The 26957-nt window shown below is 74.3% G+C and carries 23 protein-coding genes; 18 read left to right on the top strand and 5 right to left on the bottom strand.

Annotation, left to right across the window (positions count from 1 at the left end):
- Positions 1-109: 109 nt before the first annotated feature.
- The 8 genes from IR170_RS03755 (at position 110) to IR170_RS03720 (ending at position 11519) form a co-directional block, all read left to right on the top strand.
- Complete coding sequence (locus IR170_RS03755) at positions 110-1591, top strand: LCP family protein (protein ID WP_193661239.1); 1482 nt, start codon at positions 110-112, stop codon at positions 1589-1591.
- Between the two features lie 15 nt (positions 1592-1606).
- A complete protein-coding gene (locus tag IR170_RS03750; RefSeq protein ID WP_193661238.1) occupies positions 1607-2518 on the top strand; it encodes a glycosyltransferase in 912 nt (303 codons plus the stop codon).
- Positions 2515-3477 carry a glycosyltransferase family 2 protein gene (locus IR170_RS03745; protein ID WP_193661237.1) on the top strand — a complete coding sequence of 321 codons (963 nt, stop codon included), beginning with the start codon at positions 2515-2517 and terminating at the stop codon, positions 3475-3477. Before IR170_RS03750 ends, IR170_RS03745 begins: the two co-directional genes overlap by 4 nt.
- 6 nt (positions 3478-3483) lie before the next feature.
- The gene (gene glf, locus IR170_RS03740; RefSeq protein WP_056863946.1) at positions 3484-4674 is read left to right on the top strand and encodes a UDP-galactopyranose mutase; all 1191 of its coding nucleotides are present in this window, start codon (positions 3484-3486) and stop codon (positions 4672-4674) included.
- Positions 4671-6719 (top strand): glycosyltransferase, encoded by a 2049-nt coding sequence (locus IR170_RS03735; RefSeq protein ID WP_193661236.1) that lies wholly within the window; start codon positions 4671-4673, stop codon positions 6717-6719. The genes glf and IR170_RS03735 overlap by 4 nt, the downstream gene beginning before the upstream one ends.
- Entirely contained in the window at positions 6701-7630 is a 930-nt protein-coding gene (locus IR170_RS03730; protein ID WP_228941912.1) for an ABC transporter permease, read from the top strand. Before IR170_RS03735 ends, IR170_RS03730 begins: the two co-directional genes overlap by 19 nt.
- Positions 7627-8409 (top strand): ABC transporter ATP-binding protein, encoded by a 783-nt coding sequence (locus tag IR170_RS03725; RefSeq protein WP_056863947.1) that lies wholly within the window; start codon positions 7627-7629, stop codon positions 8407-8409. The genes IR170_RS03730 and IR170_RS03725 overlap by 4 nt, the downstream gene beginning before the upstream one ends.
- Before the next feature lie 206 nt (positions 8410-8615).
- Positions 8616-11519, top strand: coding sequence for an FG-GAP-like repeat-containing protein (locus IR170_RS03720; RefSeq protein WP_193661235.1), 2904 nt, complete (start codon positions 8616-8618; stop codon positions 11517-11519).
- Here IR170_RS03720 and IR170_RS03715 read toward each other — a convergent pair.
- Positions 11501-12259, bottom strand: coding sequence for a TIGR03089 family protein (locus IR170_RS03715; protein ID WP_193661234.1), 759 nt, complete (start codon positions 12257-12259; stop codon positions 11501-11503). The genes IR170_RS03720 and IR170_RS03715 overlap by 19 nt on opposite strands.
- Before the next feature lie 58 nt (positions 12260-12317).
- Between IR170_RS03715 and IR170_RS03710 the strand changes: the two genes are divergently transcribed.
- The gene (locus IR170_RS03710) at positions 12318-13433 is read left to right on the top strand and encodes a mannose-1-phosphate guanylyltransferase (protein WP_193661233.1); all 1116 of its coding nucleotides are present in this window, start codon (positions 12318-12320) and stop codon (positions 13431-13433) included.
- A gap of 15 nt (positions 13434-13448) precedes the next feature.
- Here the strand turns inward: IR170_RS03710 and IR170_RS03705 are convergent, their stop codons facing one another.
- The 3 genes from IR170_RS03705 to cofD all read right to left on the bottom strand — a co-directional run bounded on the left by IR170_RS03705 (position 13449) and on the right by cofD (position 16262).
- Entirely contained in the window at positions 13449-14195 is a 747-nt protein-coding gene (locus IR170_RS03705) for a DUF3105 domain-containing protein (RefSeq protein ID WP_056863951.1), read from the bottom strand.
- An 82-nt stretch (positions 14196-14277) separates the two neighbouring features.
- A complete protein-coding gene (cofE, locus tag IR170_RS03700; protein ID WP_082500201.1) occupies positions 14278-15258 on the bottom strand; it encodes a coenzyme F420-0:L-glutamate ligase in 981 nt (326 codons plus the stop codon).
- Positions 15255-16262 carry a 2-phospho-L-lactate transferase gene (gene cofD / locus IR170_RS03695; protein ID WP_193661232.1) on the bottom strand — a complete coding sequence of 336 codons (1008 nt, stop codon included), beginning with the start codon at positions 16260-16262 and terminating at the stop codon, positions 15255-15257. The genes cofE and cofD overlap by 4 nt, the downstream gene beginning before the upstream one ends.
- Before the next feature lie 289 nt (positions 16263-16551).
- On the opposite strand from cofD, the gene IR170_RS03690 reads away from it, so the two are divergent.
- The 3 genes from IR170_RS03690 (at position 16552) to IR170_RS03680 (ending at position 21150) form a co-directional block, all read left to right on the top strand.
- Positions 16552-16806 (top strand): WhiB family transcriptional regulator, encoded by a 255-nt coding sequence (locus tag IR170_RS03690; RefSeq protein WP_056863953.1) that lies wholly within the window; start codon positions 16552-16554, stop codon positions 16804-16806.
- 73 nt (positions 16807-16879) lie between these two features.
- On the top strand, positions 16880-19780 hold the full coding sequence (locus IR170_RS03685; RefSeq protein ID WP_193661231.1) for a glycosyltransferase: 2901 nt from the start codon (positions 16880-16882) through the stop codon (positions 19778-19780).
- Entirely contained in the window at positions 19777-21150 is a 1374-nt protein-coding gene (locus tag IR170_RS03680) for a DUF5719 family protein (RefSeq protein ID WP_193661230.1), read from the top strand. Before IR170_RS03685 ends, IR170_RS03680 begins: the two co-directional genes overlap by 4 nt.
- A gap of 20 nt (positions 21151-21170) precedes the next feature.
- On the opposite strand, the gene IR170_RS03675 is transcribed toward IR170_RS03680, so the two are convergent.
- A complete protein-coding gene (locus IR170_RS03675) occupies positions 21171-21626 on the bottom strand; it encodes a metallopeptidase family protein (RefSeq protein ID WP_056863956.1) in 456 nt (151 codons plus the stop codon).
- 48 nt (positions 21627-21674) lie between these two features.
- Between IR170_RS03675 and IR170_RS03670 the strand changes: the two genes are divergently transcribed.
- The 6 genes from IR170_RS03670 to IR170_RS03645 all read left to right on the top strand — a co-directional run bounded on the left by IR170_RS03670 (position 21675) and on the right by IR170_RS03645 (position 26906).
- On the top strand, positions 21675-22067 hold the full coding sequence (locus IR170_RS03670; RefSeq protein ID WP_056863957.1) for a DUF3499 domain-containing protein: 393 nt from the start codon (positions 21675-21677) through the stop codon (positions 22065-22067).
- Between the two features lie 92 nt (positions 22068-22159).
- The gene (locus tag IR170_RS03665; protein ID WP_193661229.1) at positions 22160-23554 is read left to right on the top strand and encodes a phosphomannomutase/phosphoglucomutase; all 1395 of its coding nucleotides are present in this window, start codon (positions 22160-22162) and stop codon (positions 23552-23554) included.
- Positions 23554-23730 carry a Trm112 family protein gene (locus IR170_RS03660; RefSeq protein ID WP_193661228.1) on the top strand — a complete coding sequence of 59 codons (177 nt, stop codon included), beginning with the start codon at positions 23554-23556 and terminating at the stop codon, positions 23728-23730. The genes IR170_RS03665 and IR170_RS03660 overlap by 1 nt, the downstream gene beginning before the upstream one ends.
- Positions 23727-24755 (top strand): SIS domain-containing protein, encoded by a 1029-nt coding sequence (locus IR170_RS03655; protein WP_193661227.1) that lies wholly within the window; start codon positions 23727-23729, stop codon positions 24753-24755. Before IR170_RS03660 ends, IR170_RS03655 begins: the two co-directional genes overlap by 4 nt.
- 13 nt (positions 24756-24768) lie before the next feature.
- On the top strand, positions 24769-25875 hold the full coding sequence (locus IR170_RS03650; protein ID WP_193661226.1) for an acyltransferase family protein: 1107 nt from the start codon (positions 24769-24771) through the stop codon (positions 25873-25875).
- A gap of 80 nt (positions 25876-25955) precedes the next feature.
- Positions 25956-26906 (top strand): DUF808 domain-containing protein, encoded by a 951-nt coding sequence (locus IR170_RS03645; protein ID WP_193661225.1) that lies wholly within the window; start codon positions 25956-25958, stop codon positions 26904-26906.
- Positions 26907-26957: the final 51 nt, after the last annotated feature.

Below are 26957 nucleotides of genomic sequence, written 5' to 3'. Positions count from 1 at the left end.
CCTGGCCGGGCACGGCGCGTCGGGGCCCGTGTGACTCCTGAGGCTGGTGATACTGGCCGACAGCACTGGACCCTTCCCCACCAGTCCTGAGCAGGAGAGAGACACCTCGATGCCACCCGTACCTTCCCCCGGGTTGCTCGACGGCCAGCCCCGTCCGAGCGCAGCCGACCGCGCGGCCCGCGTGCGCTTCCGCCGAGCGCTCGCGCTGATGGCCATGACCCTCGTCGTGCCGGGCTCGGCGCAGCTCGTCGCCGGCGACCGCCGCATCGGCAGGATCGCCGTGCGGATCTGGCTCGGCACGCTGCTCACCGTGCTGGTCGTCGGCCTGGCCGTCGCGATCCACCCCGGCCTGGCCCTGCAGATGGCCGTGAGCCCGGCCGTGCTGCTCGTGCTGCGGGTGCTGCTCATGGTGGGTGCCGTGGCCTGGGCCGCGCTCTTCGTCGACGCCTGGCGCATCGGCCAGCCGCTGACGCTCTCGATGAGCCACCGCCGCGCGGTGGTCGGGGTCAACGGCCTGCTCTGCCTCTCGGTCGCCGGCACCATGCTCTTCGGCGCCCACGTGGTCGCCGTGCAGCGCGACTTCATCGTCACGATGTTCGCCTCCTCCACCGTCACCGACGCCCACGACGGCCGCTACAACGTGCTGCTCATGGGCGGCGACTCCGGTGCGGGGCGCTGGGGCCTGCGCCCCGACTCGATGACGGTGGCCTCCATCGACGTCGAGACCGGCCGCACCGTGCTGGTCGGCCTGCCCCGCAACATGGCCGACTTCCCCTTCGCGCCGGGCTCGGTCATGGACGAGCAGTTCCCCGACGGCTTCGACTGCGACGGCTGCTACCTCAACGGCGTGAGCACCTGGGCCGGTGACAACACCGAGCTCTTCGGCGACTCCGAGAACCCCGGCGTCGACGCCACCGTCTCGGCCGTCGAGGGCATCACCGGGCTGCGGATCAACTACTGGGCCATGGTCAACCTGCAGGGCTTCAAGGACCTCGTCGACGCCGTCGGCGGCGTCGAGCTCACCGTGCGCTCCCCGATCCCGGTGGGCGGTCTCGGCGACGACGTCACCGGCTACATCGAGCCCGGCACGCGCACCCTCGACGGCTTCGAGACGCTCTGGTACGCCCGGGCCCGCGAGGGCTCCGACGACTACTCGCGCATGGCGCGGCAGAAGTGCGTCATGAACGCCATGCTCCAGCAGGTCAGCCCCCAGGTCGCGGTGCGCAACTTCGAGTCCATCGCCGCCGCCTCCTCCGAGATGGTCTCCACCAACCTCCCGGCCTCCGAGCTCGACACGTTCATGCAGCTGGCGCTGAAGGCCCGCGGCCAGAAGGTCTCGACCCTCTCGCTGGTGCCGCCGATGATTGACACCGCCCACCCCGACGTCGAGGAGATCCAGGCCAAGGTGGCCGCCGCCGTCGCCAAGGCCGAGGGCACTGCGCCGGCCGGCTCCGGCGCGGGCGGCTCGGGCGGCTCGGGCGGCTCGGGCTCGACGAGCCCCGTCGACGGTCCCGTGACCGGTGGCTCGGTGGGCTCGCTGAGCGGGGGCTACGCCGCCAACCAGGCCCAGGACCTCGGCGCCGCCTGCTGACCTAGGGTGACCTCCGTGCCCGAGACCCCCGCCCCCCGTGTCGTGGCGGTCGTCGTCACCTTCAACCGCCTCGCGCTGCTGCGCGACCTGGTCGACCGGCTGGCCCAGGTGCCGGGCCTGGCGCAGGTCCTGGTGGTCGACAACGCCTCCACCGACGGCACCGGCGCCTGGCTGGCCGGGCGCGAGGACGTGCGCGCCCGCACGCTGGAGGACAACCGCGGCGGCGCCGGCGGCTTCCACGACGGCCTGGCCTGGGCGCTCGAGGAGGGCGCCGACCTGGTCTGGCTGATGGACGACGACGGCCTGCCCGACGTCGAGGCGCTGCCGCTGCTGCTCGAGCACCGCGACCTCGACTTCTGGGGCCCCGTCGTGGCCGCCCACGACGACCCGCGCCGCCTGGTCTTCCCGATCCGTCTGCCCGGCGGCACCCGGGTGGTCCACGCCATGGACGACGTCGAGGCCGCCGCCACCGACGGCCTGCTGCCCGACGTGGTCATCCCCTTCAACGGCGTGCTGGTGACCCGCGCGCTGGTGGAGCGCATCGGTCTGCCCCGCGCGGAGTTCTTCATCTGGGGCGACGACGTGGAGTACCTGTGGCGCGCCCGGCGCGCCGGCGCGCGCGTGGCGACCGTCGTCGGGGCGCGGGTCCTGCACCCCGCGACCGATGCGCTCGGCACCCCGATGGCCTTCGGCCGCACGACGTACAACCACAGCCCGAGCGACCTGAAGCACTACTGCATGGCGCGCAACAACCTGCTCAACCTGCGCGACTACCGTGGCTGGCCGCACGCGCTGGCCTTCGTGGCCAAGACGGTGTGGTTCTACTCCTTCACCCGCCCGCAGCCGGGGCGGCTGCTGCTGAGCGCGCGGGCGATGCTCGCCGGGCTGCGCGGCGACTTCACCGGACACCGGAGGTACCTGTCGTGACCACCCCGTCCCACTCCTCCAGCGCGTCCGGCCGGCCCGGCCCGCCCGCCGAGAGCGTGGCGGTGGTGGTGGTCACCTACAACCGTGCCGAGCTCCTCGTCGGCATGCTGCGGGGGCTGGCCGCGCAGGAGCACCGTCCCGACGCGATCGTGGTCGTCGACAACGCCAGCACCGACGCCACGGCCGACGTGCTCGCGGGCGCCGGCGCCGACCTTCCGGGCCTCGCGCCGCTCACGGTCGTGCGCAGCGAGGAGAACCTCGGGGGCGCCGGCGGCTTCCACCTCGGGCTGCGCACCGCCCACGCCCTGGGCCACGACCGGTTCTGGCTGATGGACGACGACGTCGTGCCCGCGCCCGACTGCCTGGCGGTGATGATGGCCGTCGACGAGGACTGCCTCGCCGCGGTGCGCGAGGACTCCTCCGGGCGGCTGTGCGAGAAGGCCGCGCTGCGCTTCGACCTGACCCGTCCCTGGGCGGTGAAGCCCAAGACGGCGATGGTGGAGACGACCTACGGCACCCGTGCGGCGATGCCGGAGCGGGTGGAGGTGGAGAACGTCGCCTTCGAGGGCTTCATGGTGCGGCGCCGCGTCGTCGACCGGATCGGGCTGCCCGACCCGTCGTACTTCATCTTCTACGACGACGTCGACTACGCGCTGCGGGCCCGGGAGGCGGGTGCGCACATCTGGGCGCTGCGCGACGCGGTGCTCGTGCGCCAGCTCGACTTCGACCAGCAGCACGACCTGGCCGGGTGGAAGGGCTTCTACATGTACCGCAACCTCTTCGTCGTGCACCTGCGCTACGGCGAGAACGCCCTCGTGCGGGCCAAGCCGTGGCTGGTGACCCTCGGCGTCGTGCTGCTCAGCCCCCTGCGCGGCGGGCGGGCGGAGGCGCGCAACGTGATCCGTGCCATGCGCGCCGCGCGTGGGATGCGGGCCCGGCCCTCGTCGTCCGTAGACTGACCGATCGTGTCGACACCTGATCACTCCCAGCCCGACCTCGTCGTCGTCGGCTCCGGCTTCTTCGGCCTGACCGTCGCCGAGCGCTGCGCCCGCGAGCTCGACCTCAAGGTCCTCGTCCTCGAGCGCCGCGACCACATCGGCGGCAACGCCTACAGCGAGATCGACCCCGAGACGGGCATCGAGGTGCACAAGTACGGCACCCACCTCTTCCACACCTCCAACGAGCGGGTGTGGGAGTACGTCAACCGCTTCACCGACTTCACCGGCTACCAGCACCGCGTCTTCGCGCGCTACCAGGGCCAGGTCTACTCCTTCCCGATGAACCTCGGGCTGATCAACCAGTTCTTCGGCAAGGACCTCAGCCCCGACGAGGCCCGCGCGCTCATCGCCGAGCAGGCCAGCGAGATCGACACCGCCGAGGCGACCAACCTCGAGGAGAAGGCGATCAGCCTCATCGGGCGCCCGCTCTACGAGGCCTTCGTCAAGGGCTACACCGCCAAGCAGTGGCAGACCGACCCGACGCAGCTCAGCGCCGACATCATCACGCGGCTGCCGGTGCGCTACACCTTCGACAACCGCTACTTCAACGACACCCACGAGGGCCTGCCCGTCGACGGCTACACCGCGTGGCTGACCCGGATGGCCGACCACCCGAACATCGAGGTGCGCCTGTCCACCGACTGGTTCGACGTGCAGGACGAGTACAAGGGCAAGGTGCCCGTCGTCTACACCGGACCCGTCGACGAGTACTTCGGCAACGTCGAGGGCCGCCTGTCGTGGCGCACCATCGACCTCGAGGCCGAGACCCTCGACGTCGACGACTACCAGGGCACCGGCGTGGTCAACGCCAACGACGAGCACCTGCCCTACACCCGCACGCTGGAGTTCAAGCACCTCCACCCCGAGCGGACCTACCTGCCCGGCAAGACCATCGTCGTGCACGAGTACTCCCGCTTCGCCGAGGAGGGCGACGAGCCCTACTACCCGGTCAACACCGCCGAGGACCGCGCGAAGCTGCTCGCCTACCGCGACCTGGCCAAGGCCGAGCCAATGGTCCTCTTCGGAGGCCGGCTCGGCACCTACAAGTACCTCGACATGCACATGGCCATCGGCTCCGCGCTGTCGATGGTCGACAACAAGCTCGCGCCGCACTTCTCCGAGGGTGCGCCGCTGACGAGCGGAGGAGTGGACGCATGAGCACCACCACGGGCACGACCCCCACCACCGCCTCGACCGCCGCGGCGGGCGGGGCCGGCACCAGCACGCGGCTGCTGATGCGCCAGGTCCTGCCGCTCGACGGCGACCTCGACGTGCTGCCGCTCTACGTCGACACCGAGCCCGCCGTCCTCGACGCCGACAAGTACGAGATCGGCACCAACCGCAACGCGCGCGAGCTCAACGCCGCGTCGATGCGCCAGAGCACCCGCTCCGGGCGCCGGCTGCACCCCGACCAGATCGAGTCGCGCACCGCGCTGCGGGTCACCAGCGGGGAGTCGCTGTCCTTCGGCACCTACTTCAACGCCTTCCCCGCCAGCTACTGGCGGCGCTGGAGCGTCGTGTCGGCGGTGCGCCTGACCGTGCGCCTGCGTGGTCGTGGCGCCAGCCTGGTCGTCTACAAGTCGATGGCCCGCGGCAACTCCCAGCGCGTCGACGCGGTCACCACCGGTGACCAGGACGGCGGCACCTTCAGCTTCGACCTGACCCTCAAGCCCTTCGTCGACGGCGGCTGGTACTGGTACGACGTGCTCGCCGGCGACGACGACGTGGTCGTCGAGTCGGCCGAGTGGACCGCCGAGGTGCCCGCCGAGCGCGCGCAGCACGGCACCGTCGACATCGCCATCACCACCATGAACCGCCCCGACTTCTGCGCCGAGCTGCTCGTGCAGATCGGCGAGGACGACGCGCTGCGCCCGCTGCTCGACGAGGTGCTCGTCATGGAGCAGGGCACCGACCTGGTCAGCGACTCCGAGCACTTCCCCGCGGCACGCGAGGCCCTCGGCGACACGCTGCGGGTCATCGAGCAGGGCAACCTGGGCGGCTCGGGCGGCTACGCCCGGGGCCAGCTGGAGTCGGTGCGCAAGGGCACCGCGACCTACACGATGATGATGGACGACGACGTCGTCTGCGAGCCCGAGGGCATCGTCCGCGCGGTCACCTTCGGCGACCTGGCCCGCCGGCCCACCATCGTGGGCGGCCACATGTTCAACATCTACTCCCGCTCGCGGCTGCACAGCTTCGGCGAGATCGTGCAGCCGTGGCGCTTCTGGTGGCAGTCGGCGCCGGGCGTCTTCCACGACTGGGACTTCGCCGCGCGCAACCTGCGCTCCTCGCGCTGGCTGCACCAGCGCATCGACGTCGACTTCAACGGCTGGTTCATGTGCCTCGTGCCCCGCCAGGTGCTCGAGGAGGTCGGCCTCTCGCTCCCGCTGTTCCTCAAGTGGGACGACTCGGAGTTCGGGCTGCGCGCCAAGAAGGCCGGCTACCCCACGGTCACGTTCCCCGGGGCGGCCGTGTGGCACGTGCCGTGGTCGGACAAGAACGACGCCCTCGACTGGCAGTCCTACTTCCACTACCGCAACCGCCTGGTGGCGGCCCTGCTGCACTCGCCGTACCCCAAGGGCGGGCGGATGGTGCGCGAGAGCCTCAACCACCAGATCGCGCACCTGGTCTCGATGCAGTACTCCACCGCCGAGCTGCGGCTGCGCGCCCTCGAGGACGTCTTCGCCGGCCCCGAGGCCCTGCACGCGCAGCTGGCCACGAAGCTGCCCGAGGTGCGGGCCTTCGTGAAGCAGTTCCCCGACGCCCAGCTCGAGGTCGACCCCGACGCCTTCCCCTCCGTGCGCCGGCAGAAGCCGCCGCGCAAGGGCCGCGACGACACCGGCGTGCCCGGTCGCAAGGCGACGCTGCTGGCGGCCGCGCTCATGCCGCTGCGCCAGCTGCGCCCGGTGCGTGAGCTCTCGCGGCGCCACCCGGAGGCGGAGGTGCCGGCGATGGACGCCAAGTGGTACCGCCTGGCCAAGTACGACTCCGCGGTCGTGTCGATGAACGACGGCACGTCGGCGGCCTTCTACCAGCGCGACCCCGAGCGCTTCCGCGACCTCATGAAGCGCACGCTGGAGAGCCACGACCGGCTGCGCCGTGAGTGGCCGCGCCTGGCCGAGGAGTACCGCGCCTCGCTCGGCGCGATCACCTCGCCGGAGGCGTGGGAGGAGACCCTGCGGCCGTGGCGCGGGACGAGATGAGCGAGGCCTCCTCGACGGGCGCCGCGCTCGAGGAGCCGCGCCCGCACCGTCGGGTCGACGCCGACCTCGCCCCTCCGACCGCGCGGTCGGGGCTGCTGGGGGTCTTCCAGAACCGCTACCTGCTGCGCCTGCTGGTGCGACGCGAGATCAGCGCCCGCTACTCCGGGTCGTTCCTGGGCCTGCTGTGGTCCTACATCAACCCGCTCAGCCAGTTCCTCATCTACTACTTCATCCTGGGCAAGCTGCTCGACCGCGGCACCGAGAACTTCGCGGTGCACGTCTTCTCGGCGCTCATCGTCGTGCACTTCTTCATCGAGACGTTCAACGCCGGCACCCGGTCGATCGTGCGCAACAAGTCGCTGGTGCGGAAGATGGCGCTGCCGCGCGAGATGTTTCCCGTGGCCTCGATGCTGGTCTCGCTCTACCACGTGGCCCCGCAGGTCGTGATCCTCTTCGTCGTCTGCCTGTTCTACGGCTGGGTGCCCGATCCGATGGTGCCGGTCGCGCTGGCGCTGGCGCTGGGCATCATCATGCTGCTGGCGACGGCGCTCGCGCTGCTCTTCAGCGTGGCCAACGTCTACTTCCGCGACTTCGCCAGCGTGGTCAGCATCCTGACCAACTTCGTGCGCTTCGGCGTGCCGATGATCTACCCCTACGCCGTCGTGGAGGAGCGCTTCGGCTCCTTCGCGCAGTACTACATGCTCAACCCGCTCGCCGAGGCCGTGCTGCTGGTGCAGCGCGCCTTCTGGGTCGGCACCACGCAGGACCCGAGCGCCACCGCGGCCACCGAGCTGCCCGACCACCTCTTCACCCGCGGCCTGGCCATGGTGGGGGTCTCGCTCGTGGTGCTGGTCATCGCCCAGCTGGTCTTCACCCGCCTGGAGAACAAGATCCCGGAGCGCCTGAATTGAGCTACCCCGCCGACACCTCCATCGTGGTCGACCAGGCCACCAAGTCCTTCACGCTGCGCTACCACCGCACGTTCAAGCAGGTCACGGTGGCCATGCTCAAGGGCCACCAGGTCAGCGACACCTTCCAGGCTGTCGACGACGTCTCCTTCACCGTCGAGCAGGGCGAGTCGGTGGGCCTGATGGGTCTCAACGGCTCGGGCAAGTCCACGCTGCTGAAGATGATCAACGGCGTGATGAAGCCCGACTCCGGGCGGGTGCTGACGCGGGGCCGGATCGCGGGGCTGATCGCCACCGGCGCCGGCTTCCACCCGCAGCTCACCGGCCGGGAGAACGTCTACCTCAACGCCGCCGTGCTGGGCATGACCGAGCGTGAGACGGCCCGCAAGTTCGACGACATCGTGGAGTTCGCCGACATCGGACGCCACCTCGACTCCCCGGTCGGCAACTACTCCTCGGGGCAGTTCGCCCGGCTGGGTTTCGCGGTCGCGGTGCACGTCGACTCCGACATCTTCCTGGCCGACGAGGTGCTGGCGGTGGGGGACAAGCCCTTCAAGAAGAAGTGCCTCGAGCGCATGCAGGAGATCCGCGACTCCGGTCGCACGCTGCTCTACGTCAGCCACGCCGCGTCGTCGGTGCGCAAGATGTGCGACCGGGTGATCGTGCTGGAGAGCGGCAAGGTCGGCTACGACGGCGAGGTCGGGCCCGGCATCAAGTACCTCAAGTACGACGCCGGCACCGACGAGGAGGAGCAGGACGAGGAGCTCGGCGCCGACATCTGAGCCCCGCGACACGAACCCCCGCAGCCCCCCGGCTGCGGGGGTTCGTGCCGTCCGGGGCAGGTGCGACGACTTGACAAATCTCGGATCGACCGGCGTGTCGAGTGGAAATTACAGCGTTGTAGTTACTCACTTCCCGTGGCGTGCCCCCTGTGACGCGTGTGAAAGTTGCGCACCGTGTGAACTTCCCCGCGCACTGGAGTACCCCCATGTCACCCAGCAGGTCCCGCTTCGTCACCCTCTGCCAGCAGCTGCTGGCCCTCGGGGTGGTGCTCGCCGTGCTCACCCCCGCCGCCAGCGTCATCAGCCTCGACGTCGTGCGTCAGGCCCCCGAGGGCAGCCGCGCCGCGGGCCTCACCGGCCCCGCGCTGCTGACCCCGCCGCGCACGGCGGCGGCCAGCGACCTCGCGGCGTACGCCCGGGGCGCCCAGGAGGCCACCGCGGTGCCCACGGCTCCCGTCGACCCCGACGTGCGCGAGTACGCCCTGACCCCGCCGGCCGGCAGCAGCGCCCGCGCGGGCACGCTCGCCGCCCGGGCGGCGCAGGGCCCCGCCGGCACCCGGATCACCAGCGCGCCGCAGCGCGTCACCGGCTACGGCGCCGTCGGCGTCACCTGGCAGCACGGCGAGCAGGTCGACGAGGACGACCTGGCCCTCGTGGTGCGGACCCGCACCGACGGCCGCTGGGGGGCCTGGAGCGACCTGGAGTACCACGACGACCACGGGCCCGACCCCGACAGCGCCGAGGCGCGGCGGGCCCGCCCGGGCACCGACCCGGTGCTGGTGGGCACGGTCGACGAGGTGCAGGTGCGCGTCGACGTGGCCCGCGGCACGGCCGCGCCCGACGACATGAGCCTGTCCGTCATCGATCCCGGAGAGGCCGCCGACACCGTCGCCGAGCGCCCCGCGCTCGACACCTCCACCCTGGACGGCCCCGCCACCCCGGGTGTCGCCGCGCCCGCGCCCGAGACGGCCGGGGCCGCGGGGGAGGAGCAGCTGGCGCTCAGCGCGGCGGAGGCGACCCCGCGCCCGCAGATCTTCTCCCGGGCCCAGTGGGGCGCCGACGAGCGGATGCGCTCGGCCTCCTCGCTGCGCTACGGCGAGGTGCACGCCGGCTTCGTGCACCACACCGTCAACGCCAACGACTACACCCGCGAGCAGGTGCCGGCGCTGATCCGCGGCATCTACGCCTACCACACGCGCTCGCAGGGCTGGTCCGACATCGGCTACAACTACCTCGTCGACCGCTTCGGCCGGATCTGGGAGGGCCGCTACGGCGGCATCGACCGGGCCGTCGTCGGTGCCCACACCCTGGGCTACAACGACTACTCCTTCGCGATGTCGGCCATCGGCAACTACGACGTCGCCCAGCCCTCGCAGGCCGTGGTGCAGGCCTACGGCGCGCTCTTCGCCTGGAAGCTCTCGCTGCACGGCGTCGACGCCTCCTCGGGCTCCCAGCAGGTCGGCTCCAAGCGCTTCCCGGCGATCAACGGCCACCGCGACGCCGGGTCGACGGCCTGCCCCGGTCGCTACCTCTACGCCCGGCTGCCCGAGATCCGGCGGCTGGCCGCCGCGACGCAGACCGGCTTCGCGGGCCGACAGCTCGACTCCAACCTCGCCGACACCGCCCACCCCGACGTGGTGCTGCGCCGGGCCTCCGACGGCCGGCTCCTCGTGCTGCCCACCGGCGGGCTGACCCGCCTGGCCAAGCCCCGCGCCGTGGCCGGCGACTGGAGCTCGGTCGACGCGGTGGTGGCCTCGCCCGACCTCACCGGCGACGGTCTCGCCGACCTCGTGGCGCGCTCGGCCGACGGCACGACCGGCGTGCGCGCCGGCGACGGGGCGGGCGGGTTCGCCGCGGCTCCCCGGTCGCTGACGGCCCTGGCCGGCCACGACCTGCTCACCGCGGCCGGCGACCTCGACGGCGACGGTCGTGCCGACCTGCTCGCGCGCCAGGACACCACCGGGCGCCTCGACGCCTTCCTGGGCAACGGGGCCGGCGGCTTCCGGCGCGTCGACACCGGTCTCGTGCTCGCCGCGAGCGACCTGCTCGCCGCCCCCGGCGACCTCGACGGCGACGGCGTGGCCGACCTGGTCGTCCGCGACGCCGCCGGTTCGGCGACGTTGCACCGCGGGGTGCGGTCCGGCACCGGTGCGGTGTCCTTCGCGGCCGCCACCCGCCTCGCGGGCGACTGGAGCCGCTGGGACGTCGTCACCGCGGCCGGCGACTGGAACCGCGACGGTCGCGCCGACCTGCTGGTGCGCCGCGCCGGCGGTGCCGGCTTCGTGATGCCCTCGCGCGGCGACGGCGGCTTCGGCCACGTGCTCGGCCCGATCGACCGGGTGGCCGGCCTCGACGGGATCGTCTCGGGCGCCAGCCTCACCGGCGACGCCGCGCCCGACGTCCTCGCCCGCCGCGGCGACGCCCTGGTCGTCCTGGCCAACCCGGGCACGGTCGACACCGCCCCGCTCGTCGACACCGGCGTCCGGGTGCCCGGCGCCGACGCGGTGATGAACGTGGGCGACTGGGACGGCGACGGCCTGGGTGACGTGGTCGTGCGCAACGCCGCCACCGGGGTGCTCATGCTGCGCCGCGGCGACGGCCAGGGCCGTCTCGGCAAGGCGCTGCGGATCGGCACCGGCTTCAAGGACGTCGGGCTCCTGGCCGCCGTGGGCGACACCACCGGCGACGGCCGTCCCGACCTCATGGGCCAGCCGCGCGGCGGGTCGATGCGCATCTACCCCGGGGCCGGGCTCGACGGCCTCGGCGAGAGCTACGTGGCGCGCAGCGCGATCACGGCCACCCAGCAGGTCGGCGCCGGGCTGTGGGACGCCGACGGCGCTCCCGACAGCCTGCTGCGCAACGGCTCACGGCTGACGCTCTACCCCGGCAACGGGCCCGGCGGGCTCACCGACCCCCGCACGCTGGGACTCGACGTCACGGCGTACGACTGGGTCGTCGGCGTGAGCGACGTCGGCCTCACCGGCCACCCCGACCTCGTCGTGCGCGAGAAGCGGACCGGCTACCTGTGGCTGCTGCGCGCCAGCGCCGACGGGTTCGAGCCCCGCCGCTTCCTCGCCGAGGGGATGGGCGACTACGACCTGGCGGGGTGACGCGTCGAGGTGCGCTCCGCGGCCGCCACGGCCGCGAGCCGCTCCTCGGCACCACCCACGACCAGGACCAGCGAGCCGCGGCGCGCGAGCGGCTCGGTGAAGGTGACGATCCCCGGTGGGGAAGCCGGGTTCGTCACCGAGAGGAGGCGGCCGCCGTCAGGGAGTGCACTCCCGGCGGCGGCCGCTCTCCACAGCTCGCCCTGCGTGACCGGGGCGCCCGACCCGACCAGGGCGGCGTCGTCGTCCTGGGCGGGGTCCCAGGCGACGAAGGAGTCGGGCTGCGACCAGACGTCCACGCCGACGTCGTGGACCCCGGCCGGGAGCGGGTCGGCGAAGCGGACCCCCATCGGGCGCAGCGAGCAGGCCAGCACCGGCACCTCGTCGGCGTGGACCGCCCAGCGCTCCAGCCCCGCCGGACCGCAGACGACCGCGTCGGCGGGACCGTCGCCGGTGAGGTCCACGGCGAGGCCGACGTTCCAGGCCGCGCCGAGGAGCACAGGCGTCAGCCAGTGGGCCGGCAGGTCGACCCGCAGCACCTGTCCCCGCTCCAGGTCGTGCTCCTCGACCAGCAGCGAGGACACCTTCGCGACCCAGTTGGCGTACGTCGTGACCGACAGCTCCACGCGCTCACCCGGGTGCTGGTCGGGCCCGTCGCCCGGGCGCTCGTCGTAGTAGGTCAGCAGCGGACGGCCCGGCTCGTGGCGCAGCAGGTCGCTCAGCAGGGCGGCGAAGGTGGTCACCCGATCCAGCCTAGGCACCGGGGCCGGTGACCTCGGCCACGCCCTAGGGTGAGGCCCCATGAGCGCCCCGGGCACCGACGTGCCGAGCACGCCCCCTGCACCCCTCGACCACTTCTGGGCGGTGGTGCCCGCCGGTGGTGCCGGCACCCGGCTGTGGCCCCTGTCCCGCGCCGCGGCGCCGAAGTTCCTGCGCGACCTGCGCGGCCAAGGGCGCACGCTGCTCCAGGAGACCGTCGACCGGCTCGAGCCGCTCGCCGAGGACCGCTTCGTCGTCGTCACCGGCGCCGCCCACCGCCCGGCGGTGGTGCGCCAGCTCCCGCAGGTGGCCGCCGAGGCCGTGCTCGCCGAGCCGACGCCGCGCGACTCGATGGCCGCGATCGGCCTGGCGGCCGCGCTGCTGGAGCGCGCCGACCCCGACGCGGTGATGGGCTCCTTCGCCGCCGACCACGTCATCACCGAGCCCGACGTCTTCGCCGCCGTGGTCACCACCGCGGTCGAGGTGGCCCGCGACGGCTGGCTGGTGACCATCGGCATCGAGCCGACCCACCCGTCCTCGGCCTTCGGCTACGTGCAGCAGGGCGAGGACCTCGAGGGCCACCCCGGCGCGGCACGGGTGGCCTCCTTCGTGGAGAAGCCCTCGCCCGAGGTCGCGGCCGGCTACCTCGCGAGCGGCGGCTACCGGTGGAACGCCGGCATGTTCGTCGTCCGCCCCGGTGTGCTGCTGGACCTGCTGGCGCAGTGGCACCCGCAGTTCGCCGCCGACCTGCGCGCGATCGCCGCCGACGGCTCGCGGCTGGAGGAGCTGTGGCCGGGCCTGCCCCGCATCGCGGTCGACCACGCCGTGGCCGAGCCCGCGGCCGCGGCGGGCCGGGTGGCGACGGTGCCCGCCGGCTTCGGCTGGGAGGACGTGGGCGACTTCGACTCCCTCGCCGCGCTGCTCGGCGCCGACGCGGCGACGGGGCCCGTGGTGCTGGGCGACGCCTCGCTCGTGGAGGCCGTGGACAGCACCGGCCTGGTGGTGCCCTCGGGTCGGCTGGTCGCGGTCGTCGGGCTCGACGACGTGGTCGTCGTCGACACTCCCGACGCCCTGCTGGTGACCACGCGGGCCCGGGCCCAGGAGGTGAAGGCGGTCGTGGCCGCCCTCACCGAGTCCGGCCGGGCCCGGCTGACCTGAGCGCGCGGCCCCGGGTCACATGCCGTTGGGCTCGGGGCTGTCGAAGTAGGGGTACTCGACCATGAAGGCGTCGAGCGCGGCGCCGCTGGGGCCCGAGCAGTACTGGAAGGCGCCGACCTGCTTGGTCGTGTCGGTCTCGCCCTGGCCGCCGGCCGACCAGTGGGTGAAGGCGACGTGCGCGTCGTCGGGAAAGGCGTCGCCGTCCTCGGAGGTCCAGGGCGCGGCGATGAACTTGTCGCGCTGGTTGCTGGTGCCCTCGTACTTGTCGGCGATCGCGCGGATCTCGGTCATCGCCTCGTCGTCGTCGGCGATGGTCTCGTCGTACCACAGGATCGTGTAGCCGTGCTCGAGGTTGTGCACCAGGGCCTCGAGGGCGGGGCGGTCGTCGGTGTAGACCTTGCGCGACATGGTGGCGGGGGCCTCGCCCGCGATGTTCCAGTGGGCGCCGAAGGCCGGGGGGCTGGTCTTGTAGTCGACCGTGGTGCCGTCGGGCACGTGGTCCTGGACGCCGTCGGCCTTCTTCGTGGTCACGTCGGTGCACGCCGAGGCGGGCGCGCCGATCTCGGAGACCGCGAGGTCGGCGTACTCCCGCTTGTCGAGCCACCCGGTGACGGGGCCCCACACGGCGGCACCGATGAGGGCCAGGGCGATCGCGGCGCAGACACCGACGATGACGAAGCCCTGGCGCTTCTCGGCGCCCTTCTGGGACTTGCGGATCGCGTCGATCTTCGCCTGGCGGTCTGTCTTGGCGGGCTTGGCCACGGTGCTGGTGTCCCTCGGTGCTCGGAGTGCGGGTGCGCGGGTCGGTGCGGGTCCCCCTCTCGGGTGAGCCTGCCGGGTGAGTCTACGGACCCGGCGGGCGCAGGTGGGCCTCGGCGGCCCGATCGTCACCGAGCGGTGACCCCGGCGGCTCCACCAGCCAGCCGTGGGCGAAGGCGAGGGCGGCCAGGGCGGGGTGGGCCGGCGCGCGCAGGCCTCCGTCGGGACCGGGACGCGGCCGTCGGCCGGTGACGAGCCCGACGGCGTCGGCCAGCTCCTCGGCGGTGGCCGGAGCCCCGAAGGGAGCCCGGTCGGCCGGGTCGCCGGCCAGGGCCCGCACCACCGCCTCGCGGGCTCCGAACCCGAAGAGGTCGCCGCCCTCGGGACGCACCAGCGTGCGGGCACCCGGGCCGTGGTCGTCCGGGGGGAGGACGAGGTCGGCCCGGCCGCGCACCACGGCCACCGGACGGGCGCCGAGCTTGCCCTGCGCCAGCTCCGCGGCGCCGGCGATCTCGTCGGCGACCGCGGGCAGCGTCACGGCCAGCTCGTTGCCGTGGGCGTCCACGCGGCCGGCGTAGTCCTCGGCGACGCGCAGGCCGGCCGCCCCCACCGCGATGTCGGTCTGCCCCTCGCGCCAGGCGCGGCCGGCGGTGTCGGTGACGACCACGGCCACGTTGCGGCCCGAGCGGCGCCGGACCTCCTCGCGCAAGCCGCGCGCCGAGCGGTCGGGGTCGAGGGGGAGCAGCACGACCGAGCCGCGCGCGACGTTGGAGGCGTCCACCCCGGCCGCGGCCATGGTCAGCCCGTGGCGGGTCCGCACGATGCGGGTCGGGCCACGACGTGCGACCACCCGCACGGTCTCCTCGGCCACGGCCTCCTCGCGCCCGCCGACGCGCACCCGGCCCTCGGCCTTGCTGACGACCTTGCTGGTGACGACCAGGACGTCGCCGTCCTGCAGCGCGACCAGGGGCAGCAGCAGTCCGACGAGGTCGTCGCCCGCCCCGACCTCGGGCACGCCGTCGGGGGCCACGACGCTCAGGGCACCGCCCGCGGCAGCACCGCTCACGGGCGGGGGGCGGCCACCAGGGCCAGTGCGGCCGCGACCATCCGGGCCGTCGCGTCGACGTCGGTCATCATCAGCGGCACGGCCTCGGCGGCCAGCCCGGCCTCGCGCAGCGCGGGGAGGGCGTCGGCGTCGGCGGAGTCGACCAGCCAGCCGTCGATGACCCCGCCGGCGGAGCGGGCGCCGTAGTGCAGCCCGACCGCCCGGGCGCTGACCTCGACACCGATCGCGGGCAGGACCTGGGCCGCCATGCCGCGCACGTGGGTGCCGCCGACGATGGGGGAGAGGCCGACCACGGGGGCGGCGGTGGCGCGCAGGGTCTCGCGGATCCCGGGCACGCCGAGGATGGTGCCGACCGACACGACGGGGTTGGAGGGGGGCACGAGCACGAGGTCGGCCTCGGCCACGGCCTCCACGACGCCGGGGGCCGGGCGCGCCTCGTCGAGGCCCACCACCACCACGGCCTCGGCCGGCACCGAGGCGCGCAGGCGGACCCAGTACTCCTGGAAGTGCACGACGCGCCGACCGCTCGGCGCCTCGGCGTCGGCGATCGCCACGTGGGTCTCGACCCGGTCGTCGCTCATCGGGAGCAGGCGGACGCCCGGCCGCCAGCGTCGGCACAGCGCCTCGGTGACCTGGGAGAGCGGGTAGCCGGCGTCGAGCATCTGCGTGCGCACCAGGTGGGTGGCCACGTCGCGGTCGCCGAGCCCGAACCAGGTCGGCTCCACGCCGTACTCGGCCAGCTCGGTGCGCACGCTCCACGTCTCCTCACGCCGACCCCAGCCGCGCTCGGGGTCGATGCCGTCGCCGAGGGTGTACATGACGGTGTCGAGGTCGGGGCAGACCTTGAGGCCGTGGACCCACAGGTCGTCGGCGGTGTTGGCCACCACGGTGACCCGGGCGTCGGGGGCGACCCCGGGCAGCAGCCCCTCGGCGATGCCGTGGAGCAGGCCCTGGAGGAAGCGGGCCCCGCCCATGCCGCCGGACAGGACGGTGATCTCGCGCATGGCTCCACTGTGCCGCACCCCGGTCCCGGACCGCGCGGCAGGCACGGGCGGGTGGCCCGTCATGGCCCGTCCGGGCCATGCCCGGCAGCCGGTCGGTCGTGGTGCGCGCGCGGGATGGTGCCATACCAGAACCGGGCTTGACTTACGGTGCACGACAGGCATGTAATTCCCGCAGTGTTGTTCACGGTTCCACCTGGTCCCCGGCCCGGCCGCAGCCGCGGGCAGCACACCCCCACGAGCAACACCTCATGCACCACCAGAGCAATGCAGGGTCGAAAGGGCGAGCGCCGTGAGAGAACTCTTTCTCCTCGAATCCGACGCCGACGAGGCGGGCTGGCAGGAGCGTGCACTCTGTGCGCAGACCGACCCGGAGGCTTTCTTCCCCGAGAAGGGGGGATCGACCAGGGAGGCCAAGAAGGTGTGCCTCACCTGCGAGGTCCGAGACGACTGCCTCGAGTCGGCGTTGATGAACGACGAGCGCTTCGGCATCTGGGGCGGGCTCTCCGAGAGGGAGCGCCGCAAGCTGAAGAAGCGCGCAGTCTGAGTGCAGGCCCCGGTCCTCGACCGGGGCCGCTCTCATTTCGGCGTCCCCTCCGCGGCGGTTAGGGTCTGCGGTCGTGCCCGCCTCGGAAAGCCCTGCCGTCGTCGCCCTCGTGGTCAGCCACGACGGAGCGCGCTGGCTGCCCGCGGTCGTCGACGGCGTCACGGGCCAGACCCGGCCCGTCGACCGCGTCGTGGCCGTCGACACCACGAGCCGCGACGACAGCGTGGCCCTGCTCGAGGCCGCCTTCGGGCCGGTCCACGTGGTGCCGGGCTCGACGTCCTACCCCGCCGCGGTGCGCGAGGGCCTCGCCCGGGTCGACGCCGGACCCCACGGCGCCCCCGGCACCGCCCCCGACGACTGGGTCTGGCTCCTCCACGACGACGCCAACCCCGACCCCGGCGCCCTCGAGGCCCTCCTCGCCGCGGCGGCCGAGCACCCCGAGGCCGCGGTGCTGGGCCCCAAGCTGCGCGAGTGGCCCTCGCTGCGACGTCTCCTGGAGGTCGGCGCGACGATCTCGGGCACGGGGCGCCGCGAGACCGGTCTCGAGCGCGGCGAGTACGACCAGGGCCAGCACGACCAGGTGCGCCGGGTGCTGGCCGTCAACACCGCGGGGATGCTCGTGCGCCGCTCCGTGCTCGACGAGGTGGGCGGCTTCGACGAGCACCTCCCGATCTTCGGCAACGACCTCGACTTCGGCTGGCGCGCCGCCGCCGCCGGCCACCACACGCTCGTCGTGCCCAGCGCCGTCGTCTTCCACGCCGAGGCCGCCCACCGGGGGCTGCGCCGCACGCCCCTGACCGGACGCCACACCCACTACCAGGAGCGGCGCGCCGCGCTGTGGACCCTGCTGGTCAACTCCGACCACCGGCTGTGGCCCCTGCAGGCGCTGCGCCTGGCCCTCGGCACGCTGCTGCGCGTCGTGGGGTTCCTGCTGGTGCGGGCGGTGGGCGAGGCCCTCGACGAGCTCGCCGCCCTGGTCAACATCGCCGCCCGGCCGCGGGCCGTGCTGGCCGCCCGCCGCGAGCGCCGTGAGGCCCGCACCGCCCCGTCGGAGGAGGTGCGCGGCCTCCTCGCGCCGCGCTGGCTGCCCTACCGCCACGGCCTCGACGCCCTCTCCGACCTCCTCGCCGCCGCCACCGACCAGGCCGCCGACGTCGCCGAGCGGCGGCGCGCCGCCGCGGCCGAGCTCGACCCGGCCTCGTTCGCCGCGCGGCGACCGGCCGAGGACGACGAGGACGCCCCCTACGCCGACACCGGTGTCGTCGCGCGCTTCGTCACCAACCCCGTCGCGATCGTGCTGACCCTGGTCGTGCTCCTCGCCGTGGTGGGAGCGCGCGAGGCCTTCGGGTCGGTCGTGGGCGGCGCGCTCTCGCCGGTGCCCGACGCGGTCGGCTCGTGGTGGCGCCTGCACACCGAGTCGTGGCACGCCATCGGCCAGGGGACGGCCGTGCCCGCTCCGCCGTACGTCGCTCCGCTCGCGCTGCTGGGCGGCCTGCTGCTCGGCTCGCCCGCCGCGGCGCTGAGCGCGGTGCTGGTGCTGGCGGTGCCGGTGGCGCTGTGGGGCTCGTGGCGCTTCCTGCGCGTCGTGGGACGCCTGGTCTCGCCGCGCGGGATGCCGCGCTGGCTGCTGCTGTGGGGGTCGACGGCCTTCGCGCTCGTGCCCGTGGCCAGCGGGGCCTGGGGCGCCGGTCGCCTCGGGCCGGTCGTGGCCGCCGCGCTGCTGCCGTGGCTGGCCCACGCCGCCCTCGGGTTCGCCGACCCGGCGCCCGACCGCCGCTGGCGCGCGGCCTGGCGCAGTGGTCTGCTGCTCGCCCTCGTCACCGCCTTCGGTCCGGCGGCGTGGCTCTTCGCCGCCGTCCTGGGCGTGGTGGTGCTGCTGTGCGCCGCGCTCCTGCTCCGCGCGGTGGTGCGCGACCGCTCGGTCTGGGGCCCGCCGGTCACCGCCCTGCTCGTGCCGGTGGTGCTGCTCTCGCCGTGGTGGGTCGGCGCGCTGCGCGAGGGCGCGGGCGCCGGCCTGCTGCTCGAGCCGGGCCGCCTCCCGCACGCCGCGCTCGGGGGGCTCGACCTGCTGGCCGGACGGGTCAGCGACCTCGGCGCCCCGGTGGCGCTCGGGCTCGTGCCCGCCGTGCTGGCCGGGCTCGCGCTGGTGCCGCGCGCGACGCGGGTGCCGGTGCTGGTGTGCTGGCTGGCCGCCGCCGTCGCGGCCCTGCTCGCGCTGGGCCTCTCGTCGGTCTCGTTCGCCCTGGCGGCCACCTCGACGCCGGCCGGCCTCGGTGCGCTCGTCGTGCTGCTCCAGGGCGCTCTCGTCACCGCGACCGTCCTCGGGGCGATGGGGGCCTGGGAGTCGGTCAGGCACGACGCCCGGGGCGTGCTGCGGGCCGGCGTCCTGGCGGGCGCCGCGCTGGCCGCGCTCGTGCCGCTGGCCACCCTCGGGTGGTTCGTGGCGGGGCCCGAGGACGCCCTGGCCGACTCCGTCGACGACGACATCCCGGCCTACATGGTGCAGCGCGCCGAGCTCGGCCCCGAGCACGGCATCCTGGTGCTGCGCGGCGACGTGTCGCAGGGCCTCACCTACTCCGTCGTGCGCGGCGACGGCACGACCCTCGGCGAGGACGAGGTGCTGGCGCTCAGCGGGGGCGACGGCAGCCTGGCCGCCGACGTCCGCGAGCTGACCGCCCGCCCGACCCCCGCCGTCGTCGACGCGCTCGCCGGGGAGGGGATCGAGTACGTCGTGCTGCCCTCGCCCGCCGACGGCGACGTCGCCGCCGACCTCGACGCCACCGGCGGCCTGGTCCAGGCCAGCGCCGAGGACCGCTCGACCCGCGCCTGGCGCGTCGCCCGCGCGCTCGACCCCGACGCCCTCGACGGGCCGCGCTCGTGGCTCCACGTCGCGCTCCTCGGCGTGCAGCTGCTCGGTGCGGTGGCGGTCGTGGTGCTCGGCGCACCCACCCGTGAGAGGAGGCGAGCGCGATGAGCGGTCGCAGGTCGGAACAGGTCCGAGGCGGACGCCTGGCGCCCACCGTCGTCCTGGCGGGCGTGCTGCCGCTGCTGGTGCTGCTGTCCGCGCTCGCGGTGGGTGGTCCCGACGAGGTGGCCGCACCGGGGGCCCAGCCACCGTCCGAGGCCGCCCTGACGCGCAGCACCCTGGTGTGCCCGCGAGCCGCCGACGGCGGCCGGGTCGTGGTCGGCAGCGACGCCGGCGCCCCCGGCACGGTGGTCGCGGGCGAGGAGGAGGTCGAGGTCGGCGACGGGGTCACCGCCGGGCTCGACGACGACGGCAGCGTCGAGGTCACCGGCGAGGGCGAGAGGGCACCCGGCCTGGTCGCCGGGCGCTCGGCCCGCGACGCGACGAGCGCGGTGGACTGCCCGCCGCCGTCCTCCGACCAGTGGTTCACCGGCGTGGGCGCCGGCGGGGCCCACACCTCCGTGCTCGAGCTGCACAACCCCGACGGCGGCCCGGCCGTCGCCGACGTCGCCGTCTACAGCCAGTCCGGCGCCCTCGACGCCGAGCGGCTGCGCGGCGTCGCGGTGGGGCCCGGACGCACGCTGCGCCTCGACCTCGCCGAGCTCGTCCCACGCCGCGAGGAGCTCACGCTGCGGGTGACGACCGACCGGGGCCGCATCGCCGCCACCGTCGTCGACTCCTTCGAGGAGCTCGGCGCAGCCGCGGCCTCCCGGGAGTGGCTGCCCTCGCAGGCCGAGCCCCGCACCGACAACCTGCTGCTCGGGGTGCCGGCCGGTGACGGTCGCCGCACCCTCGTGGTCGCCAACCCCGGTGACGACGCGGTCAGGGTGCAGGTGGGGATCGTGACCGCGCAGTCGGTGTTCGCCCCCGAGGAGCTGCCGGAGCTCGTCGTCGACCCCGGCAGCGTCAAGGTGGTCTCGCTCGGTGCCCTGCTGTCGTCGCCGGCGGCCGACGGCGCCCTGGGCCTGGCGGTCACCTCCTCCGCACCCGTCACCGCCACGCTGCGGTCCTACGTCGACGGCGACCTCGCCGAGACGGTCGCCGGGCCGCTGGTCACGGGCGCTACCGCGGCCGTCGTGCCCCCGGGCCCCGGTGGGGCCGAGCTGGTCCTGGGCGGCGCCGCCACCGCCGGCGTGGTCGAGGTGGAGGCGTGGGACGCCGAGGGTCGACCGCTGCGCACCCGGCGGACCGAGGTCGGCCCCGACCGGGGCACGAGCCTCGCGCTGCCCACCGGCGCCGTGCTGGTGCGGGTGGTGCCCTCACGTGCCGAGGTCGTCGCCTCCCTGCTGCGCGCCGGCCCCGACGGGTCGGTGGTGGTGCCGCTGCGCGACCTCGTGCGCAGCGCACTGGTCCCCGCCGTACGCCCCGGGCTCGGCTGAGGCGGACGGCGCGGCCGGCGTCAGTCGTCGAGGTCGGAGTACCTCGGGTCGACGTCCTCCGCCGCCATGCCCAGCAGGTCGGCGACCTGCTCCACCACGACGGTGAGCACGAGCGCCTCGAGCTCCGAGCGGGTCTCGGCGCGGTGCTCGATCGGCCTGCGGAAGACCACCAGACGGGCCGGGCGCCCGCCGCTGGCGGGCACGAGGGTCGAGAGCGGCACGGTCTCGCTCGTCCAGTCGTCGGGCACCTGGGGGGTGTCCTCGACGCCGTACTCGACCAGGCCGAGGCGGTCCTGCCAGCGCTCGTCGATCTCGCTGACGATGTCGACGACGAGCCGGTCGAAGCGCTCCCGCGCGGTGCGCACGGCGACCGTGCCGGGCCGCTGCGGCATCACCGCGGGACCGCGCATGCCGCGGCCCCGGCGGTCGCGGCGACGCGGTCCGCCGCGGGTGGTCTCAGGCGTCGGGGGAGGCACGGGGCGAGCCTAATCCGATGCGCACCGGTGGCGGGGTAGCGTCACCGCGTGACCTCCGCCCGCCGCTGCTCCCGCACCGCGTGCGGCCGGCCCGCCGTCATGACCCTGACCTACGTCTACGCCGACCAGACCGCCGTCCTGGGCCCCCTGGCGACCTACGCCGAGCCGCACGCCTACGACCTCTGCGAGGCCCACAGCGAGCGCCTCTCGGCCCCGCGCGGGTGGGAGGTGCTGCGCCTGCAGCGCGACACCGTCGACCGCGGCCCGTCGAACGACGACCTGCTCGCGCTCGCCGACGCCGTGCGCGAGGCCGCCCGGCCGGCGCCGCGCCGCCCGGCTCCCGAGGTCGTCGGCGATCCCCGGCAGCAGACCTCCGAGTCGGGCTCCGGACGCGAGACCGGCCGCAAGGGTCACCTGCGCATGCTCACGACCGACCACTGAGCCCGGCCCACCGGCTCCCGGGGCCGCTCGGTCGTCGTGGCCCGTGCTCGGCCCCTGCGCAGACCCACGGTTGCCACGACTAGGCTCCGGTCATGCCCTCGACCCTCGACGCCGCTTCGATCGCGGCCGTCTTCAAGGCCTACGACGTGCGCGGGACCGTGCCCGACCAGATCGACGAGGAGCTCGCCCGGGCGGTGGGGCGCGCCTTCGTGGAGGTCGTGGGGGCCACGACCGTCGTCGTCGGGCACGACATGCGACCGAGCTCGCCGGGCATGGCGGGCGCCTTCGCCGAGGGAGCGAGCGAGGCGGGCGCCGACGTCGTCCACATCGGGCTCGCCTCGACCGACCAGCTCTACTTCGCCTCGGGCCACCTCGGGCTGCCGGGCGTGATGTTCACGGCGAGCCACAACCCGGCCCAGTACAACGGGATGAAGCTCTGCCGCGCGCACGCCGCGCCCATCGGGCTGGAGACCGGGCTCGCGGAGATCCGCGACCGGGTCCTCGCGCCCGACGGGCCGCTCACCGCCTCGACCGGCTCGATCAGCGAGCACGACGTGCTCGAGGCCTACGCCGCGCACCTGCTCTCGCTCGCCCCGGTCGGCACCGGTGGTCGGGGTCGCCCGCTGCGCGTGGTCGCCGACGCCGGCAACGGCATGGCCGGCCACACCGCCCCCGCCGTCTTCGAGCGCCTCGGCGCCGACGTCGTCGACCTGGTGCCGATGTACTTCGAGCTCGACGGCACCTTCCCCCACCACGAGGCCAACCCGATCGACGCGGAGAACCTGCGCGACCTCCAGGCCCGGGTGCTCGCCGAGGGCGCCGACGTCGGGCTGGCCTTCGACGGCGACGCCGACCGCTGCTTCCTCGTCGACGAGCGCGGCGTGCCCGTGCCGCCCTCGGCGGTCACCGCCCTCATCGCCGCCCGCGAGCTCGCCAAGGAGCCGGGCGCGACGGTCATCCACAACCTCATCACCAGCCGGGCGGTGCCCGAGCTGGTCACGCGCCTGGGCGGCACGCCGGTGCGCACCCGCGTCGGCCACTCCTTCATCAAGGCCACGATGGCCGAGACCGACGCGGTCTTCGGCGGCGAGCACAGCGGCCACTTCTACTTCCGCGACTTCTGGCGGGCCGACTCGGGCATGCTCGCCGCCCTGCACGTGCTCGCCGCGCTAGCGGAGACCGACCGGCCGCTGTCGAGCCTGCTGGCCGACTACGACCCCTATCCCGTCAGCGGCGAGATCAACTCCACCGTCGCCGACCCCGTGGCCGTGATGGCCGCCGTCGAGGCGGCGTACGCCGAGCGACCCGGGGTCACCGTCGACCGGCTCGACGGGCTGAGCGTGACCCATGCCGACTGGACCTTCAACGTGAGGCCGTCCAACACCGAACCGCTCCTCCGGCTCAACGCCGAGGGCAGGGACGAGGAGACCATGAGCACCATCCGCGACGAGGTCCTGGGCCTGATCCGTGGGGGAGGGGCGCTCTGATGGCGCTCGACCCCTCGCTGCTGGCGATCATCGTGTGCCCAGCCTGCCGCTCCGACCTGACCGAGACCCCCGCCGACGCGGGGGCCGTCGAGCTGGTCTGCCAGGGCTGCGGGCTGGCCTACCCGGTGCGCGACGACATCCCCGTGCTGCTCGTCGACGAGGCCCGCACGCCGTGAGCTGGTTCGACGAGTCCCGGCTCGACGACGAGGCCGCCCTCTCGACCGCCGACCTGCGCCTGCGCGGGCTGGCGGAGTCGGGCGCGCGGGTGCGTCGCGAGGCGGGCGAGGCCGCGGCCGCCCTCGACGAGGCGGTCGTGCGCAGCCAGGAGTTCTCCCGCCCGCGCGCCGTCATCGCCGCCGGCCCCGACTCCCGGCTCCTGCGCGCCGTGCTGGAGCCGTGGTGCCCCGTGCCGTTCGTGGCGTGGGCCGGCCCGTCGCTGCCGGGCTGGGCGGGCAGCCTCGACCTCGTTGTCGTGCTGGCGCCCGACGGCGGCGACCCGGGCACGAAGTCGGCCCTGGCCGAGGCCGTGCGCCGCGGCTGCCAGGTCGTCGTGGCCTGCGCGCCCGGCTCGAGCGTGGCCGAGCACGCCGCCGGCCGCTACAGCACGATCCTCCCCACCGCGACCACCGACCAGCTGGCCATCGCCGTGGTCATGCTCACCTACCTCGACCGCGTCGGCCTGGGCCCGCGCGCCGACGCCGACAGCGTCGCGGAGGCGCTCGACGCGGTGGCGATCGCCTGCTCGCCGCACCGCGACATCGCGGTCAACCCCGCCAAGATGCTGGCCATCGCGCTGGCCGACGCCAACCCGGTCGTGTGGGGCGGCTCGGTGCTCGCCGCCCGCGCGGCGCGCCGGCTCGCGGAGTCGCTGCGACGCGCCACGGGGCGCAACGCGTTGGCCGGCGACGTCGAGCAGCTGCTGCCCGTGCTCGAGGCGGCGCGCCCGCGCGACGTCTTCGTCGACCCCTTCGCCGACGGCGGCGGCGACCTGCGCCCGATCCTCATCGTGCTCGACGACGGCAGCGACGACCCGCTGGTGGGCGAGCAGCGCGGCCGCCTGACGGCGGCCGCCGACGCCCGCGGCGTGCGGGTGGAGACCGTCACCACCGAGGCCACCACCGAGGTCGCGCGCTACGCCTCGCTGCTGCTCTCGGGCAGCTACGCCGCGCAGTACGTCAGCCTCGGCCTGGTCGACGACTGACCGAGGCGGCCGCATGACTGGACGGGCGACCACCCGCGACCCCTGGTTCGACAACGCCAAGATGGCGCTGGTGACCCTGGTGGTGCTCGGCCACTCCTGGGTGCTGCTGCCCGAGAGCGGGCTGCGCGACCACCTCTACGACTTCCTCTACGCCTGGCACGTGCCGGCCTTCGTGTTCGTGACGGGCTACCTCTCGCGCTCCTTCACGTGGAGCCGGCGGCGTCTGTGGCAGCTGGTGCGCACCGTGGCGGTGCCCTACGTGCTCTTCGAGTGCGCCCTGGCGCTCTTCCGCATCTACGTGGGGGGTGAGGAGCTGGAGAACCTCTTCCGCGACCCCCACTGGCCGATGTGGTACCTCTCGGCGCTCTTCTTCTGGCGCCTGCTGACCCCGGTGTTCACCGCGCTGCCGGCCGCGGTGGCGATCGCCGTCGCCGTGGTGACGAGCCTGGCGGCGGGGCTGTGGGCGGGCGACACCCTCGACATGGCCCGCGTGCTGGGGCTGCTGCCCTTCTTCGTGCTAGGGCTCGCCGCGACCCCGCAGCGGCTCGAGCGTCTCCGCACGCCCTGGCTGCGGCCGGTGGCCGTCGTGGCCTTCGTCGCGGCCTGGGTGCTGACCACCTGGACCGACACCTGGGCCTCCACGGAGTGGTACTACTACCGCGCGCTCTACGGCGAGCTCGACGTCAGCGACACCCGGGCCTTCCTCACGCGCTCGGTGCTCCTGGTCAGCGGCACGGTGCTGGCCTGGTCGTTCCTGGCGCTGGTCCCGCGGCGCGGGGGGTGGTTCACACGCATGGGCGCCTGGACCCTCGTGGTCTACCTCTTCCACGGCTTCGCCGTGAAGGGCGCCGAGTACGCCGGCTACACGGGGTGGACCGCCGACCACCCCTGGGTCGGCCTCGTGCTGACCTCGGCGCTGGCCGTGGCGCTGGCGCTGCTGCTCGCCTCCCCGCGGGTCGCGCCGGTGCTGGGCCACGTGGTCGACCCGTTCGGCTTCGCCGAGAAGCGCGTCGACCGGGCCGCCGACGTCGCGGTGGCCTCGCAGGAGGCGGAGGTCATCGCCGGGGCCGTCGCCGACGCGGCGGCCGACGCGGCCCGGGAGGCCCGTCCGCGACGCTAGGGTGAGCGCGTGCCGAGCCACCGACCCGCCCCCGCCCTCGCCGCGCCCCGCGCGGCCCGTCAGACCGACGAGCCGCGCCGGTGAGCGGCGGGCTGTTCGCGCTGCTCGACGACGTCGCCGCGCTGGCCAAGCTGGCCGCCGCCTCGGTCGACGACGTGGGTGCCGCTGCGGGGCGGGCGAGCGTGAAGGCCGCCGGCGTGGTGGTCGACGACACCGCGGTGACCCCGCAGTACGTGCAGGGCGTCGCGGCGCAGCGCGAGCTGCCGATCATCCGCAAGATCGCGATCGGCTCGCTGCGCAACAAGCTGCTCATCATCCTGCCGGCGGCGCTGCTGCTCTCGCAGTTCCTGCCCTGGGTGCTCACGCCCGTCCTCATGCTGGGCGGTGCGTTCCTCTGCTACGAGGGCGCGGAGAAGGTCTGGGAGAAGCTCAGCGGTCACGGCGGCGCTCACGGGGCCGACCCGGCCGCCTCGGGCTCGCCGGAGGAGCTGGAGCGGACGATGGTCGCCGGGGCCATCCGCACCGACCTGATCCTCTCGGCCGAGATCATGGTCATCTCGCTCAACGAGGTCGCCGAGGAGGCCTTCGTCTCCCGCGCCCTGATCCTCGTCGTGGTGGCCATCGGGATCACCGTGCTGGTCTACGGCGTGGTCGCGCTCATCGTGAAGACCGACGACGTCGGGCTGAGCCTCACCCAGCGCTCCTCGGCCGCCGCGCAGAAGGTCGGTCGCGCCCTGGTGGCCGGCATGCCCAAGCTGCTCACCGTGATCTCGGTCGTCGGCACCGCGGCGATGCTGTGGGTCGGCGGCCACATCCTGCTCGTCGGTGTCGACGAGCTCGGCTGGCACGCGCCCTACGACCTGGTGCACCACCTGGAGGAGGGCGCCCACGACGCGCTGGCCGCCGTCGGCGCCGTCGCGGGCTGGCTGGTCAACACCCTGGCCTCGGCCCTGGTGGGGCTGCTGGTGGGCGCGGTGGTCGTGGCGGTGCTCCACGTGGTGCCGGTGAAGCGGCTGCTCGGGAATTCCTGAAACTTCTCGGCCCCGCCTACCCTGGCAGGGTCCGCGTGGGAGATCCCGACG

It is taken from the genome of Nocardioides kribbensis, assembly GCF_015070375.1.
Classification (GTDB): domain Bacteria; phylum Actinomycetota; class Actinomycetes; order Propionibacteriales; family Nocardioidaceae; genus Nocardioides; species Nocardioides kribbensis.
The sequence above is the reverse complement of the archived record's forward strand: the minus strand, read 5'-3'. Positions and strand labels throughout refer to the sequence as shown.